At 56.4% G+C, this 15165-nt stretch carries 14 protein-coding genes; 3 read left to right on the top strand and 11 right to left on the bottom strand.

Going from position 1 to position 15165, the window contains the following annotated elements; all coding sequences use genetic code 11:
- Window positions 1-81 precede the first annotated feature (81 nt).
- A complete protein-coding gene (locus P3B99_008390) occupies window positions 82-1494 on the top strand; it encodes a Mur ligase family protein (protein ID WYJ07215.1) in 1413 nt (470 codons plus the stop codon).
- Window positions 1495-1668: 174 nt separating this feature from the next.
- Here P3B99_008390 and P3B99_008385 read toward each other — a convergent pair whose 3' ends face one another.
- The 6 genes from P3B99_008385 to P3B99_008360 form a co-directional block, all read right to left on the bottom strand.
- Window positions 1669-3099, bottom strand: coding sequence for a tetratricopeptide repeat protein (locus P3B99_008385; protein WYJ07214.1), 1431 nt, complete (start codon window positions 3097-3099; stop codon window positions 1669-1671).
- 49 nt (window positions 3100-3148) lie between these two features.
- Window positions 3149-4495, bottom strand: coding sequence for a phosphoglucosamine mutase (locus P3B99_008380; protein WYJ07213.1), 1347 nt, complete (start codon window positions 4493-4495; stop codon window positions 3149-3151).
- Window positions 4496-4497: 2 nt separating this feature from the next.
- Window positions 4498-4740 carry a hypothetical protein gene (locus P3B99_008375; GenBank protein ID WYJ07212.1) on the bottom strand — a complete coding sequence of 81 codons (243 nt, stop codon included), beginning with the start codon at window positions 4738-4740 and terminating at the stop codon, window positions 4498-4500.
- Between the two features lies 1 nt (window position 4741).
- On the bottom strand, window positions 4742-5554 hold the full coding sequence (locus P3B99_008370) for a segregation/condensation protein A (protein WYJ07211.1): 813 nt from the start codon (window positions 5552-5554) through the stop codon (window positions 4742-4744).
- Between the two features lies 1 nt (window position 5555).
- Complete coding sequence (locus P3B99_008365) at window positions 5556-7811, bottom strand: putative LPS assembly protein LptD (GenBank protein ID WYJ07210.1); 2256 nt, start codon at window positions 7809-7811, stop codon at window positions 5556-5558.
- A 276-nt stretch (window positions 7812-8087) separates the two neighbouring features.
- Window positions 8088-8318 carry a ferredoxin gene (locus tag P3B99_008360; GenBank protein WYJ07209.1) on the bottom strand — a complete coding sequence of 77 codons (231 nt, stop codon included), beginning with the start codon at window positions 8316-8318 and terminating at the stop codon, window positions 8088-8090.
- Between the two features lie 146 nt (window positions 8319-8464).
- Between P3B99_008360 and P3B99_008355 the strand changes: the two genes are divergently transcribed.
- Window positions 8465-9631, top strand: coding sequence for a DUF5696 domain-containing protein (locus tag P3B99_008355; protein WYJ07208.1), 1167 nt, complete (start codon window positions 8465-8467; stop codon window positions 9629-9631).
- A gap of 127 nt (window positions 9632-9758) precedes the next feature.
- On the opposite strand, the gene P3B99_008350 is transcribed toward P3B99_008355, so the two are convergent.
- Entirely contained in the window at window positions 9759-10811 is a 1053-nt protein-coding gene (locus P3B99_008350; GenBank protein WYJ07207.1) for an ADP-ribosylglycohydrolase family protein, read from the bottom strand.
- Between the two features lie 210 nt (window positions 10812-11021).
- Here P3B99_008350 and rffA point away from each other — a divergent pair, with 210 nt between their 5' ends.
- On the top strand, window positions 11022-12155 hold the full coding sequence (gene rffA / locus P3B99_008345; GenBank protein WYJ07206.1) for a dTDP-4-amino-4,6-dideoxygalactose transaminase: 1134 nt from the start codon (window positions 11022-11024) through the stop codon (window positions 12153-12155).
- A 442-nt stretch (window positions 12156-12597) separates the two neighbouring features.
- Here the strand turns inward: rffA and P3B99_008340 are convergent, their stop codons facing one another.
- Genes P3B99_008340 through P3B99_008325 form a run of 4 tightly spaced genes read right to left on the bottom strand, consistent with a single transcriptional unit; the run spans window position 12598 to window position 15145 of the window.
- Window positions 12598-13518, bottom strand: a complete 921-nt coding sequence (locus P3B99_008340; protein WYJ07205.1) for a lactate/malate dehydrogenase family protein — start codon at window positions 13516-13518, stop codon at window positions 12598-12600.
- A complete protein-coding gene (locus P3B99_008335) occupies window positions 13518-14567 on the bottom strand; it encodes a class II aldolase/adducin family protein (protein ID WYJ07204.1) in 1050 nt (349 codons plus the stop codon). The genes P3B99_008340 and P3B99_008335 overlap by 1 nt, the downstream gene beginning before the upstream one ends.
- Before the next feature lie 12 nt (window positions 14568-14579).
- Window positions 14580-14879, bottom strand: a complete 300-nt coding sequence (locus P3B99_008330) for a EutN/CcmL family microcompartment protein (protein ID WYJ07203.1) — start codon at window positions 14877-14879, stop codon at window positions 14580-14582.
- Window positions 14880-14887: 8 nt separating this feature from the next.
- A complete protein-coding gene (locus P3B99_008325; protein WYJ07202.1) occupies window positions 14888-15145 on the bottom strand; it encodes a EutN/CcmL family microcompartment protein in 258 nt (85 codons plus the stop codon).
- Window positions 15146-15165 lie beyond the last annotated feature (20 nt).

Below are 15165 nucleotides of genomic sequence, written 5' to 3'. Positions count from 1 at the left end.
CGTCCGCCCCCGCCCGACGCGTTTTTTTTTGCTAATCCCGCTCGACTTTTCGCGAAATCGGGCTTAGAAATTTCGGCGAAAATGAAAATCTATTTTATCGGAATTTGCGGCACGGCGACGGGAAACGTCGCCATTCTCATGAAACGCCTCGGGCACTCCGTCTGCGGAAGCGACACGGGCATGTACGAGCCAATGAAAAGCGCGCTCGCCAACGCGCATGTTGACGCGCGCGATGGCTGGAACCCGAAAAATCTGGAAGACTTTGCGCCCGATTTGGTCGTCGTCGGCAACGCAATCAGCCGCATGAATCCGGAGCTTGAATTCATGCTCGCGGCGCGGAAATACAGGTACACAAGCCTCTCGGCGCTCATCGGCGAAAACCTCATAGGCGACAGGAAGTCGCTCGTGGTAAGCGGCACGCACGGCAAGACCACAACCACATGCCTTGCCGCGTTCCTGCTGAGGGCAAACGGCGTCGATGCGGGCTGGCTCATCGGCGGAGTTCCGACAGACCTCGCCGAAGGCGGCTCGAACCTCGGCTCGACCGACGCGCCGTTTGCGATTGAGGGCGACGAGTACGATACCGCCTACTTCGACAAGCGCAGCAAATTTATCCACTACCGCCCCTTTGTCCTTCTGGTAAACAACATCGAATTCGACCACGCCGACATTTTCCGCGACCTCTACGACGTAAAGCGCACGTTCTCGCATGTCCGCAGAATCGTATCCCCCCTCGGCGCGATTGTCGAAAACGGCGACGACCCCAACATTGCGTCGCTCGAAGACACGCCGTGGACGAAGCGCATAAAAGTGGGCTTCGGAGAAAACTGCGACGTGCGCATAAAGGATTTCAGGCAGACGGCGGATTCGTCGTCGTTTTCGCTCGTCTGCGGCGGAATCGAAAAGCGCGTCGAGTGGAATTTGCAGGGAGAATACAACGCCCGCAACGCGGCGATGGCCGCCGTCGGCGCGGCTCTCGTGCGCGGCGGGGCGAACCCGCTCGACATCGACCTTTCGCCGCTCGCAAAATTCAAGGGCGTCAAGCGCAGGCAGGAGACGATTTTGAAGACGGAAAAAATCCTCGCCGTAGAAGATTTCGGACACCACCCGACGGCAATCCGCCTGACGATTGAGTCCATGCGCCAGAAATATCCCGACGCCAAGCTCTACGTCGCTTTCGAGCCGCGCAGCAACACGGCGAAAATGAACGTTTTTCAGGACGCTTTCGGCGAGGCTCTCGAACTCGCCGACGCCGCCTACATCGGGCACGCCAACACCGCAAAGACAGACCCCGCCCGACGCATAGACACCGCGGAAATGGCGGCAACCCACAACCCGAAAAAACTGCACGCTTTCGACTCAAACCAAGCCCTGCTTGAAAAGCTTTCCGCCGACATCTCCGCCGAAAGCGGAAAGTCCGTCTGCGTGTTTTTCAGCAACGGCTCGTTCGACGGCATCCACAAAAAATTCGCCGAACGCTTCGCAAACGCGTAGCCGCAAGGGCGCAGGGTGCGCCGCAACGCGCGTCGGGCTTCGCAGTTTTGCGATACTTGCAACCGCTCACTCGCAAACTCCTAGCCGCTGGCAAACGCGCAAGGCCTGCGCTCCGCGCAAACAAAAAACGCGCTCCGAAATCGGGGCGCGTTTTTGCGTGTCTTTTTGCAAGGTCTACTTCTTTGCGTAGTAGGCGTTGATTTTTGCGGCAACGTCCTTGTAGGAAATATCCGCCGAGTAGATTTCCTTGAACTCGTTGAAAGCCTGTTCGGGCTTGCCCATGAGCTCGTATGCGGTGCCGAGTTCGTATATGATTTCCTTTTTCGAGTCGTTCATAATCTTCGACTCTTTCTTCGCCGTTTCCAGCTGGTCTACCGCAAGGTCGTATTTCTTGCCCATCGTGAACGCCCTGCCCAAGCCAAGCAGCGACTGCGCGCGGACTTTCGGGCTGCGCTGCGAAATCTGGAACTGCATGATTGCCTCGTCGAGATTTCCGTCCTCGAACAGAAGCGTGCCGAGTTCGAAGCGGTAGCTGAAATCGTTGGGGTAGCGTTCGACCATCTGCTTTGCGTTTTCGAGCTTGATGTCGTGCTCCTGTTTTTTGAGTTGCGCAAGCTCCGCTTTGAGCTGTTCGTCCGACGGGTTTTCTTCGAGCTTCTTTGTGAGTTCGGCAATCTTTCTGTCCATCGACGAAACGAGGAAGCCCTGCTCCATTTTCTCGAACGTGGTGTCGCCCTTGCCGAGCGGCTGCTGGCGGGCCTTGCGGACATATTCGAGGGCTTCGTCGAAGCGTTTGAGCGTGCGGAGGTGTCCGCAGATTTCGCGGTAAAGATTGATGTTTTCGGGGTCGGTCTGGATTTGCGCGGCGAGGCGTTCGACCATCTTGTTAAGGGTTTCCTCGTCGTTGACGGAGCTTGTCTCCTTCTGGCGGTTGAGGGTTTCCTCGGCGTCCTTGACTTTCTTTGTCGCGCTGACTTCCGTGTTTTCCCAGTCGCCCTTTTCCATCGTCTTGATGACCGACGCGCTGCGGGCAATCGCCTGCGCGTCGCCGTTGGACGGGTTCTTTTTGAGGATTCTTTCGCAGACCTGCATTGCGGCGTCGGGCTGTTTGCTCTTTACGAGCGCGTCGGCGAGCGACATCAGGATTTTCTCGTTGTCGGGCTTGAAGCGGGCGATAGCCTGATACGCCTCAGCGACCGTCCCCCAGTATTGGAGGCTTGCTGCGGCGTCCGCGAGCGTTTTGAGAACGGCTTCGTTTTCGGGGCACGCCGACAAAAGTTTTTCGGCCTCCGCCATCACTTCGATAGCCTGGCCCTTCTTGATTTTCGCGCCCGCCTGCATTGCGAACACCGCGCCCTGAATGGCCGCGCCGATTTTCGCAATCGGGTTGCCTTTGCCGAATTTTTTGAACTGCGCCTGACGCAGGATTTTTCTGACCTCCACGCACGACGGGTGTTTCGCCAAAACGGTGCAGCAAATGTCGATTACATATGCGGGGTTTTTGTCTATCGATTTTTCCGCGCTTTCGATTTGCCTGATAAAGCGCGGGTCGAGATTCTTGATTTGTTCTTCGATTACTTCGGGGGATGTGTTTTCGTCTGCCATACAAATTTCAGGAATTAAAAGTTGGAGATAAATTAAAGTCGGGCGGCGTTTACTGCAAGTCTATTTCAACCGCTTTTTCGAGTATTTTCATGCAGTCGCCGATTTTCGCGGCGTCCTTGCCCTCAACAAGCAGTCTGATTTTCTTTTCCGTGCCCGAATAGCGCACGAGCAGCCTGCCCTCTTTGCCCAGCGCGGACTCGCATTCGGCGATTGCCTTCGAGAGGTTTGCTGTCTCCGCAATCGGCGTTTTGCGAGCCACTTTCACGGCTTTCGAAACCTGCGGGTACATCGAAATTCCGCCGCGCAGTTCCGAGAGTTTGCCGCCCCTGTCCGCCATGACCGAAAGCAGCGCGAGCGCCGCAGCCAGTCCGTCGCCGCAGGGCGACACTTCCGAGAATATGAAGTGCCCCGAGTTTTCGCCGCCCACCGAGCAGCCGTGCGCGAGCATTTCGCGCATTACGAGCCTGTCGCCGATTCCGCTTCTGAAAACCGACACGCCGCTTTTTGCGAGCGATTCGTCAAGCCCCATGTTGCTTTGGAGGGTCGTGACGATTGCGTTTGATGCGAGCGCGCCGCGCTCCTTTGCGTCGAGGGCGATTAGCCCAAGAATTTCCTCGCCCTCCAAAATCGAACCCGTTTCGTCGGAAACCACTACCCTGTCGCCGTCGCCGTCGTGCGCAAAGCCGACGTCCGCGCCCACGCGCCTGCAAAGTTCGGAAATTTTTTCGGGGTGCTGGCTGCCGATTCCGTCGTTGATGTTAAGCCCCGTCGGCTCGCAACCCGCCTCGAAGACCTCCGCGCCGTATTCGGCAAAGACTTTCGACGAAATTTTGCTCGTCGCGCCGTTCGCCATGTCGATTGCGACTTTCAGCCCTTTCAGAAAATTCTTCGGGAAAATCGACGCCATTTTTTTTGCGTACTCGTTGCGAGCAAACGCGCCCGTCTCTATTTTGCGGGGCGCAAAAGTTTTCGGCGCGTAGGACGCGTCGGGGCGGTAGTGCTTTTCGAGCAGAGCTTCGAGCCGCTCCTGCGCGTCGTCCTCGACCTTTCTCGCGGCGGAGTCGAAAAATTTAATGCCGTTGTCGGTGTGCGGGTTGTGGGAGGCGGTAATCATTGCGCCCATTGCCGCCCCGCGCGATAGCACGCCGTATGCGAGCGCGGGCGTGGGCAGAACGCCCAAGTCTTCAAACTCCGCGCCGCCCTTTTCAAGCCCGCCGCAGAACGCCGCTTTGAGCGCGTCGGTCGAAGCGCGGGTGTCGCCGCCTACCACTATTTTTCCGCCGCCGTTTTCGGCGAGGTATTCCGCCGCCGCGACGCCCAACGCCGCGAAAAACGGCTCGCTGATTTCCGTATCCCCGTATGTTCCGCGGATACCGTCCGTTCCGAAATATTTCATTGTCAGTCCCTCCTTCGGGTGTGTTTTTGTATTATGTCGGAAAGCTCTTCGGGCGAGGCGTCTTCAAGCTCCTTGCCGCGCCGTTTGAGGTCTTCGAAAGTTTTTATGACGGTTTCGGTCATGGCGTCGTGGGTTTCCTCCGTGCCTCCCACGAGCAGGAATTTCTCCGCCTGTGTTATGCGTTTTTGTCCGTCCGAGTCGAGACCGATTCCGAACAGTTTTGATTTTCCGTCGTTTGCGCGCATTTTAAAGTTCCCCCTCCTCGTCGTCGGCGGCGGCGGGTTTTTCGTCGCCGATTTTCTCGCAGTATATTTCGCCGAAGCCTTCGTCCTGCCTGATAAAAAGGCGTTTGAGCCTTGTGAGTTCGAGCATCGCAAGGAACGTCGCCATTAGCGACACCAAGCCCGTTTTCTTTCCCTCGAACAGCGACGAAAACGTGAATTTGCGCTCCCCGAAGTTCAAAATATATTCCATTCTGTCGGCGACCGTCACGTTTTCGTTCGTGATTTCGCCCTGCACGAGTTTTTCGGCGAGTCTGCGCAAAATCAGGTTGAACGCCGTCCAAATCTCCATTTTGTCGGACGCCTTCAAGGGTCTGTCGGCTACGATTTCCTTGTCCGAAATCCTGCGCTCCCCGAAGTTCTGCCGCGAGTCTATCATGTCTTCGAGCGAGTCCGCCGCCGCCTTGATTTTCTTGTACTCCAAGAGCTGTTCAACCAGCTGCCAGCGCGGGTCTATGTCGGCGTCGCCGTCCTCCTCCGCCGCCTGCGCCACGCGTTCGTCGGTCGGCAGAAGCATGCGGCTTTTGATGTACATGAGCGTTGCCGCCATCACAAAAAACTCTCCCGCCACGTCGAGCGACATTTTTTCCATCGACCTCAGCACCGCCATGTATTGGCGCGTAATTTCGGCAATCGGAATGTCGTAGATGTCGATTTCGTTCTTCCTGATTAGGAACAAAAGCAGGTCGAGCGGGCCTTCAAACACGTTCAGTTTGACGGACATTTCGAAGCCGCCGCCCGCGAGCGCGTCGTCGACGTTCTGTATTTCCGCCGCCATATCAGAAAATCATCATGCTCACGCGCATGCCAAACGAAAAGTTGTTTTGGCGTTTCGAGCCGGAGCGTTCGCTTATCATGTATTCTATCGCCCAAGAGTTGCCTATGCGCGTCCAGAGTCCGTAGGTTTGGTTTGTGAATGCGGAGAGGCGTTCGTCGTAGCTCCAGCGTCCGAACACTTTGTAGCGTTCGCTGATTCTGTATTCGGCGAGCGTCGTGTACTGCGTGATTGCGTTTTTAAGGTAGCTTGCGATGAAGTACACGGAAAACGCGTCGCCGTCCAGCAGCCCGACGTATGCGTTCGTTTCGGGCAGGTCTATTCTGTCGAGGTTCACGCGCGTATACGAGCCTATCGTAAGCCAGCGCGCGGGCGAGACCGACGCGTTCACGAACAGGTCGGAGAACGATTTTTCTCCGTCCGACTGCGGAATTTCGCGCTTGTCGAAGTTGACGTCCTGATATACGTCGAAGCGCGCAATCTCGCGCGAGCCGTATTCGTCGTCGCGCGTTTCGAACACGTTTTGCACCCCGAAGCGCATTGTGTTTGTCGCCGCGATTTCGTCGGCGTTGCGCAGTGTGCCGAGGTCGAGCACGGGCGGATATGTCGTAAGATATTCGGTGTCTATTTGCGGAATTTTTCCCCTGCCCTGTTCGGCGGCGGGTATGTAGCGGTACGATATTTGCGGAATCAGATGGTGGCGGATTCCGTCTATTGCCATTGTTTTGCTTTCGTACTCCCATGTGCCCCAGACGTCCATTTGGGCGTCGAAGCCGACTTGACCGAGGAATCTGGCGTAGTCGCCGCCGCCCTCCGCGTTTGCGTAGTATGTTGCGCGGCCGCCGATTACCGGCGTGATTTTGCTCCACGACGAAAGCTCTATCGGGCGGTAGATGCCGTAGTACGCGTCGGCGCGGTTAGAGTACAGGTAGTTTGCGCTCGACATCGGGTCGAATTTCCTGAGGTATGCGTACGACGCAAAGCCCGTCTGGTATGCGCCCGTATTGAAAATCTCCACCGGCTGAACGTCCACGCGGACTTCGGGCAGGCGTTGTTGGACAATCTCCCAGCTGTTCGGCGCGAAGCGCGTGAACACCGAGCCCGTGAAAAATTCGCCGTAGTAGACCGCCTCGCCGAAGTTGTCGGGAGTTTGGTTGTCGTAGAAAAGTTCGGGGCGGAAGTCGCGCGTGATAAATTCGTCGCTCCAATAGCTGAGGTTGCCCGTGAGCGAAATTTTGTCGTCGAATGTCTGCTTATGCCTGAACTCCGCGAAGAAGCGGTCCGTGCCGATTTTCCTGCCAAGCGAGTCCTCCCCGCGTATCGACGCGTTGCCGTGGTCGTTTATATACGCCCCCTGAACCCAGCCGCTGAGCACAGAGTTCGCAAGTTCCGCATCGTAGTTTGCGGCGGGTCCGAAGAGCACCGAGCGTTTTGTGTAATAGTCGAGTAGCACCCCTGGCGAGACGTCGCCAAGTCCGTTATAGTAAAGGTTGTTGCGGATATATGCGCCGTAGTCGCCGTTATAGCCCGCGCTCGTGTTTACATCGAACGGCGGCCGCTGCAAGCCGTGCTGGTAGTAGTTCGGGACGTAGAAGAACGGCACAGGTCCTACTGCGAGTGTTGCGTCGTCCATCGACAGAATGTCTGTCTCCTTATCGTATGAAATAGCCGACGCCGATGCCGACATTGACGTGCTTGCGGGTTCGCCGAAGTACATGTACGACTCACCAAGCGACACTTTCGATTTATCCGCGTCCAATGACGTAGACTCCGCAAACACTGGCGACGACCCGAATTTTACGTAGCCAGACTTCATGGCGTCGTTTTTGAAATCCACGTAGATGTCGTCCGACGTTATTCTCGCCCTGTCCGCCGATATTTTTACGTCGCCTGTCGCCTTTGCGTATCCCTGTGTTTCCGAAAATTCTACCCTGTCCGCCCCCAATTCGTAGTTCTTATCAGAAATCTTTGCGTTGCCGCGGGCGGTCAGTTTTCCCGACCCGTCGTCGGCGTACTCGAACTTGTCCGCCGACAGTTCCGGCGCGGCGTCTTTTGTAAACCGCGAAATCAGCGACTTCTCTTTTGTCGGCTCTTCCGTCTTCTCTGCGGGCTTTTCCCTCATCGCCCGCTGGTGTGCGAGCGACACCCACGGTATATCGCGGCGCATACGCCCCGTTTTTCCGCCTTCCGATGTCTCCGCGCCCTGCACTGTCATGCACGCCGCCCCGACTATCGCCAATATTCCCAATAGTAATTTCACACCCAACTTTCTACCCCACCCCTCCCCAAAATCAAGCAAATAAGGCTGCAGCCTTAACGGCGTCGGAGCTTCGCTCCTTTCTGTGGTTATGCGGCGCGGGTATACCCGCGCCTTTCCCCGTTTAGTTCGTATTGCCTGCGGCAATTACTTATCTTTAATGAAGCTTCAAACAAGAAAGAAACAAGTAAAAAATAGTCGCGCTTTGCGCGGGAAAAAAAATGGGCGCAAAAAAAGCGCGGTTTATGCCGCGCCGTTTTGATTTAAATGTTGTTGCAATTATTCGCCGTCGTCGCCGATTGCCTGTACGGGGCACGATTCCATTGCTTCCGTGCAGAGTGCCGTGTCGGCGTCCGATTCGGGCTGTTTTGCGACGTATGCGCAACCGCTGTCGCTCATTTGGAAAAAGCCTTCCGCCGTGGAATTGCAGAGGGCGCAACCTATGCACTGCGAGTCAACGTAGAATTTGCCCGCAACGTTAAATTCGTTCTTTTCTGATTTATCTGCCATAATGTTGTTCAAGGTACATTTCGAAGGCTTCCAGTCAAGTTTTTTCGAATCCGAATGCGCAAATTAATTTAACGGGCTTTTATCTTGACGGTCGCCTGCTCTAACGATTGAGTACTGGCATTTCGGTCATTCAGCGCAGGATATATATGGGGAAATCTCTTATTTTTGCGCTCCAGAATGCGACGCTCAGGATAAAGAAGCTTGACGGACAGACTGTCGAGAAGCAAGTGCCTTTCGAAAAGGCTGGGGACGCGTTCAGAATTACCGTCCCCGTTGCCGACATCATGCGCCGCATGAAAGCCGAGGGAATCGACAAGGCGGAAGTGTGTTCCGTAGGCTGGAACATTTCGGGGCACGACGGACGTTTTCCGCAGTTCTTCCCCGTCGAGCCGAAGCTCGGCGGCGAGGCAAAGTTCCGCGAGGCAATCGCCGAGGGGAAGTCGCTCGGCTACCACATCAACTGCCACATAAACCCGTTTTCGGTGTTTTCAATCTCGAACAGGTGGAACGACAACGGAATTGCGATGTACCCCGACGGCTCGCCGTTTTTCGACTATTTCCAGCCCGGCGGCAAGGCGTTCCGCCCGTGCTTCCAACGCTACCACGACCTCTGGATTAAGGACGACTTCAAGAAGATGAAGGCTCTCGGTCTCAACGGAATCATGCACCTCGACGTTATGTCTTTCGTGCACCCCTATCCGTGCAAAGACCCCATGCACCCGCTCAACAGGCAGCAGACGGTTGACTACGAAAACAAGGTAGGAGCGTATGCGCACGAAATTTTCGGAGGGCTTGCGTCGGAGGGCGGACTTGACCACCTTGCGCCGACACTCGACTTCGCGCTCTATTTGTGGTCGTACCCCGACTGGGAGGGCAAGCCCGAAAAGCTCGCCGAGAAGTTCGTGCCGCTCTGGCAGCTTGTCTACCACGGCATAATTCTCAGCAACCCCTACTACACGACAATCGACGCCCTCTACCCGAAGTCATACGCAACTTCCGACCAGCGCAAGGCGTACGACTATCTTGAAAATCCCGAAACGCGCTGGCTCAAAGCGATAGAGTTCGACGCCCGCCCCGTTTTCTATTATACCGACTACAAAAACTTGAAGCCCATGAAACGCGCCTACGACGAGTTCCAGAAGCTCAAACACCTGCAACTGCAATTCATGCAGGACCACCGCGAAATATCGAAAGGCGTGTTTGTTTCGACATTCGAAAGCGGCGAGGAAATCGTCGTAAACTATACTTCCGCGCCGTTCGAATACAAGGGCGAAAGCGTTCCCGCAAAGGGATACGGGCACTTTGCGAAATAAAGCGCGAAAACTCATGCAAAACAAAATCCCGCGTCGGAGAAAATCCGCGCGGGATTTTTTGCGTCTTAATCGAACGCACGCGAACGGAACGCGGCTATGCCCGCCATTAGGGCGCGGAGTCTGTCGGCTATCTGAACATTGCGTAGAGAAGCTCGCCCACAGCCTGAATTTCGGAGGCGTATTCGAGCGCGTCGATGTAGTTGCGCGGAATGTGCGAAAGCCCGCACTGCGCCCCCGCGAGCATGCCGATTAACGCGCCGCGCCCCGTCGTTTCTCCGCCGATATTCGCGTTGACGACGGTCGCGGTTATCACGTCCGTGCCGTATTTCAGCGAGATGTAAAGCGTGAGGGGAATCGCCTCCTCTATCGCGGCGAACCTGCCCGTCGCCCTTATGGCGTCGTAGTCGTCGCGGTTTTTAATCCACCTGCGGTAGGGGAAGGCAAGGCTGACGTGGCGGTCGGGCGTCATGTTTTTGTAGATTGCCTCCTCTATCGACGAGCCGCGCAAAACTTTCGCCAAAATTTCGGAAAGGAAAAACGCCCCCGACGACGCGCCCTCGCCTATCGTGAATTTTTTGAGGGCGCGGAAGATGTCCATGCTGCTCTTGTCGGGATTTTTCAGCGTCGAAAACAGGAGCGGCGCGAAGATTGCGATGTCGCTCATGTGGGCGTCGGGACAGCCGTTCGTTTCGGGATTTTTCCCCGCGGCAAGATTTTCGAAATACCTGCGGTGAATCGACGGAATGAATGTGTCGGCGTGCCCGTCTTCGGAAGTCATCACGGCAGCGTAGCGTTCAAGCCACGCGTCGATGTCGAAGCCGCCCGCCGACGCCATCGACGCGCCCAAGTGGAGCGCAAGCACGAGTGGAAGCGTGCTCGCCCCCGCCCGCATTCCGATGTGCGGGTGCGTGCCGCGCTTGCGCCACAGCGACGCGCGGCGCTTGCCGATGTAGTCGAATTCCGGCGGAAGCTGGGGAATCGGAAGCGCGTGCAAAACGCTTTCGGGGTGGAAATCGAGCGGCGGAACATAGTCGGCAATTTTGCCGTAGTCGGCGGCGATTGCGCGTTCGGAGGAATACCCGTGTACGGGCAACGCCATTGCGTCGCCTATGAACGCGCCCCACCACGCGCCGAAAAATCTGTCGAAGAACGCACTGCTGCCAATGTTAAGACTGTTCATTTGTAATGCCTTTCCTTTCGGGGTTCGGAAGAAGATTATACCTTTATAGGCGGCGTGTCAAACTTATATGGAAAAATTTTTAACATGCGGTCGGACTAATAAAAAAAACGCGCGCCGTCGCCGCGGCGCAAGCCCCCAAAAAAGTGCATATTTTGCTTTAAATCGGAGCGGTTTGGGTACAATATCCGAAAACAAATATTTCGGGTCCACATGAAAGTAAATTTCAACAAAATACCGCTCGCGGGTCGCGAAGTAGAATATATAAAAGAAGCGATAGCCTCCGGACACCTCCAAGGCGACGGCGAGTTCCTGAAAAAATGCGAAGCCGCCCTCCGCGCCGCGACAAAGGCGAAAGCCGCCCTCCTTACGACATCGTGCACCTCCGCCCTAGACATGGCGGCCCTCCTATGCGACATCAAATCGGGCGACGAGGTAATCGTGCCGACGTTCACATTCGTTTCGAGCGTAAACGCGTTCGTTCTGCGCGGCGCAAAACCAGTGTTCTGCGACATTCGCCCCGACACTCTCAATATCGACGAATCGCAAATTCCGCAACTGCTCACAAAGCGCACAAAGGCGGTCGTGCCAGTCCACTACGCGGGCGTCGGGTGCGAAATGGACACAATTATGGAAACCGCAAAAAGCGCGGGAATCAGGGTTGTGGAGGACGCCGCGCAGGGCTTCTGCGCCTACTACAAAGGCAGACACCTCGGCACTATCGGCGACCTCGGCGCGCTCAGCTTCCACAGCACAAAGAACGTAATCGCGGGCGAATGCGGCGCACTCCTTTGCAACGACGAATCCCTCATCGACCGCGCCTGCTTCATCAGGGAAAAGGGCACAAACAGAATCCAGTTCGTAGAGGGGAAAATCGACAAATACACTTGGATTGACTACGGCAGCAGCTACATTCCGTCGGAGCTTATCACCGCGTTCCTCGCGGCGCAGCTCGAAGCCGCGCAGAAACTCACCGACGAACGCGTGGCGGCGTGGAACTACTACCGCGAAAGGCTTCTGCCGCTGGAACGCGCGGGGAAGATTTCGCTGGCGCATGTTCCCGCGGAATGCAAACATAACGCGCATATTTTCTTCATTCTAACGGAAAGCCCCGAAACTGCGAAGTCGCTTGCGGCGTTCCTGAAATCGCGCGAGATTTCGGCGTTGTCGCACTACGCGCCGCTGCACACATGCCCGATGACGAAAAAGCTCGGCTGCGAATACAAACCGCTGCCCGTCGCCGAAAAGCTGTCGCAGACAATGCTGCGCCTGCCCATATACTCGGCAATCACGCCCGACGAGCAGGACTGGGTAGTGGATTCCATCGAAGCCTTTTTCGCAAAATAAAGGCGCAAAAAATTCGGACGCCGCAGCAAAAAATTTTTCAAAGAATTTGCTTTACAAAAAAATGCTGCGGGCTTTAAATGCCCGACATGGAGAAGTTCAAAATGGCTACGCTGCTGTTCTTCGCTTCTTTCAGCGAATGCGGTTCGGACGACTCTGAATCGGCTTCAAAAAAAGAAATGCGCCCCGCGCAAAGCGGGTCTGAATCTTGAAAAAAGATTCTTGAAAAAACGCCCGACGCTTTCAAGCAGTCGGGCGTTTTTTTTCGGACGCTTCTTTGCGGTCGAACGTTTTCAGCCCGCCCGCCGCCTGCCCGCAAAAACCTCCGCTCCGAGCATGAGAGAAACTGCGGGTCGTTTTGCCGCAAAGGTTGCGGCGCATGGGCGCAAAAAAAAGCCGCGGCGGGGTATTCCGTTGCGGCTGTTGAAAGTGTATTTTTTGTTTTTTAGACTTTTGCCAAGGTCTGTTTGAGCGAGTTTGCCGAGTTCAGCAGCGCCTGCGACTCCTTCGGCCAGAGTTCAAGCTCCACATGCCTCAGCGCGCCCGCCGCCCCTACGACTGTCGGAACGCTTATCGAAACGTCGCGCAGTCCGTACGCGCCCGTCTGCACTGTCGAAACGGGGAGAATTTCGCGCGTGTCCAGCAGAATCGCCCTGACCACCGCCGCTATCGACGCCCCGACTGCGTATCCCGCGCCGCCTTTGCGTTTGATAACCTCCGCGCCGCTCTGGCGCGTGCGTTCGAAAATCCTGTTCTGGAAGTTGAGGTCGAAGCCTTCAAAGCCCTTGAACGGAAGCCCCGCGATTGACGCCGCGCTCCACACGGGGAACATAGAGTCTCCGTGTTCGCCGAGCACCGTAGCGTTGACCTGAGTTGCGGGCACTTTCAGTTCCTTCGCAATCAGTGCGCGGAAGCGCGAGGTGTCGAGCATTGTGCCCAAGCCGATTACGCGCTCGCGCGGCAAATCAAGCTCCTGCGCGGCGATGTATGTGAGAATGTCCACGGGGTTCGACACCACGAACACGAACGCGTCGCGCTTGTAGCCGCCCTCTTTTATCGACGCCAGAATCTGGCGGAAGAGCGATACGTTGCGGTTGATGAGGTCGAGCCTGCTTTCGTCGGGCTTGCGGCGGAGCCCCGCCGTGATTATGAACATGTCGCTGTCGGCGGCGCGTTTGTAGCACCCCGTGTTGATGCGCTGTCCGCCCAGAACCGCCGAGCCGTGGAGCAGGTCGAGAGCTTCGCCCTCCGCCGCCTCCGCGTTGGCGTCGATAATCTGGATTTCCGATACAAGACCCATGCATTCGAGCGCGAACGCCGCGCACGAGCCTACCCTGCCGCCGCCTCCTATGATTGAAACTTTCATTATTTGTTAAGCTCCGCGACTATCATTTGCGTGATTTTTGCGACGAGTTTTTCGGCGTCGCAGTCGAAGCCCGCGTCGTTCTGCCGTGCGGGCGACTTTGCGTTGCAGACAACTCCCCTGTTTTCGGGAACGTCGCAAAGGTTGCATTCTTTGAGGTTCGCCTGGTCTACCATGCCGAGCGACTTTCTGATTTTGAGAACCTCCGCTTCTTCCGAATCGGAGAATCTTCTCGGCCCGCCGATTTGGAACGCCAGCAGCGACGTAAAGCAGTGCGCCTCCACGTTTTCCATTTTCCAGAAGGCCGTTTCGATGTCGTTAGCCCAGGTCATGACGCCGTGGTTTACCATGAAAACGCAGTCGTGGTTGACGCCGCATTCGCCGACTGCGTTCGCCATTTGGAGCGTTCCGGGCGTGCCGTAGTCGGCAAGGCCGACCTGACCGATGAAGATTTCGGCTTCGGGGTTGACGCAGCGCGGCGGCGTTTTACCCGAAATCGCGAACGCCGTTGCGTGCGGCGGATGCGCGTGGCAGCACGCCTTTGCCATGGGCTGGCGTTTCATAATCGCGATGTGCGCGAGGACTTCGCTTGTGCGCTTTCTGTTGCCCGCAAGCTGAACGCCCTCCATGTCCACAAGGCACATGTCTTCGGGCGACATCGAGCCTTTCGAAATCATCGTGGGCGTGCAGAGCACGAGGTTGTCGCCCACTCTGACGCTGAAATTGCCGCCGTTGCCGTCGTTGTAGTTTTTGGAGTACGAGCGTCTGCCCAAGTCTACAATCAGCCTTTTGAGTTTTTCGATTTCGGGCGAGCGGAAGAACTTTTCGATTTCTTCGGGCGTCTTGGGGTCCTGCCCCGAAACCCACTTGTATTCCTTGACGGGAACGGTGTACTCTTTGCGCACCGCCGCCTGCGGTTTCGGTTGCGACGCGACGAACGCTCCGCCCGCGAGAAGCTCTTTCGCCTGCGGGGTGAGGATTGCGCCGGCGGGAACGCTTCCGCCGTTTAGTTTGAGTTCTTCGATGTCTTTTGCCGTGTATACTCTTTTCATCTTTGTCTGTGTTTATAAATTCGGATTGTAGTTTAAAGTCTCGACTATGCCGACATTGTACGCGTCCACGCACGCGGGCGTTTCGAAAGGCGCGGTTGCCTCCGCCCCTTCGACATAGCCTATGACGTCGCCGCGAACCGCCCCGAACGAATCGAAAACCACGAGGTTTTTCGTCCGCTTCGAAAGCTCCGACGAGTCCGCCCCCGACATCTGCGACCTGTCGAGCGGCGACGCAAGCAGCAGGAACCCGCTCGGAAGATTTGCGTCTTTCTTCGAGAGAACAACCCTGCCTATTACCCTTGCCAGTTTCATGTAAAAAATCAGTCGTCCAAAATGCAGACTATCGAGTTGCGAATCGGCGTGTGGCTGTCGCCCACATACTCCGCCGCGACGCTGCCGTCGGCGAGCACCAGCACCCGCGACCCCGCGCCGCCCCCGAAGGGGCTTATCGCGACAATAGGCTCTCCCGCCTCCGCCCCGTTTTCGTCGATGGGCTGGCAGACGAGCAGCGCGTTGCCCGACACGCTCGAATGCGCGTGGGACATCACGATGTTTCCGACTATTTTCGCAAGCTGCATTTTTGTCTTGGCGCGTCCGA

The organism is Opitutia bacterium KCR 482 (assembly GCA_029269845.2).
In the GTDB taxonomy this organism is placed as follows: Bacteria; Verrucomicrobiota; Verrucomicrobiia; order Opitutales; family Intestinicryptomonadaceae; genus Merdousia.
Note: the sequence above shows the minus strand (reverse complement) of the source record. Positions and strands in the feature narration are given on the sequence as shown.

Coding starts and splice junctions, on each gene's coding strand:
- P3B99_008390 (WYJ07215.1), top strand. CDS start 82: ATGAAAATCTATTTTATCGGAATTTGCGGCACGGCGACGGGAAACGTC.
- P3B99_008385 (WYJ07214.1), bottom strand. CDS start 3,099: ATGGCAGACGAAAACACATCCCCCGAAGTAATCGAAGAACAAATCAAG.
- P3B99_008380 (WYJ07213.1), bottom strand. CDS start 4,495: ATGAAATATTTCGGAACGGACGGTATCCGCGGAACATACGGGGATACG.
- P3B99_008375 (WYJ07212.1), bottom strand. CDS start 4,740: ATGCGCGCAAACGACGGAAAATCAAAACTGTTCGGAATCGGTCTCGAC.
- P3B99_008370 (WYJ07211.1), bottom strand. CDS start 5,554: ATGGCGGCGGAAATACAGAACGTCGACGACGCGCTCGCGGGCGGCGGC.
- P3B99_008360 (WYJ07209.1), bottom strand. CDS start 8,318: ATGGCAGATAAATCAGAAAAGAACGAATTTAACGTTGCGGGCAAATTC.
- P3B99_008355 (WYJ07208.1), top strand. CDS start 8,465: ATGGGGAAATCTCTTATTTTTGCGCTCCAGAATGCGACGCTCAGGATA.
- P3B99_008350 (WYJ07207.1), bottom strand. CDS start 10,811: ATGAACAGTCTTAACATTGGCAGCAGTGCGTTCTTCGACAGATTTTTC.
- rffA (WYJ07206.1), top strand. CDS start 11,022: ATGAAAGTAAATTTCAACAAAATACCGCTCGCGGGTCGCGAAGTAGAA.
- P3B99_008340 (WYJ07205.1), bottom strand. CDS start 13,518: ATGAAAGTTTCAATCATAGGAGGCGGCGGCAGGGTAGGCTCGTGCGCG.
- P3B99_008335 (WYJ07204.1), bottom strand. CDS start 14,567: ATGAAAAGAGTATACACGGCAAAAGACATCGAAGAACTCAAACTAAAC.
- P3B99_008330 (WYJ07203.1), bottom strand. CDS start 14,879: ATGAAACTGGCAAGGGTAATAGGCAGGGTTGTTCTCTCGAAGAAAGAC.
- P3B99_008325 (WYJ07202.1), bottom strand. CDS start 15,145: ATGCAGCTTGCGAAAATAGTCGGAAACATCGTGATGTCCCACGCGCAT.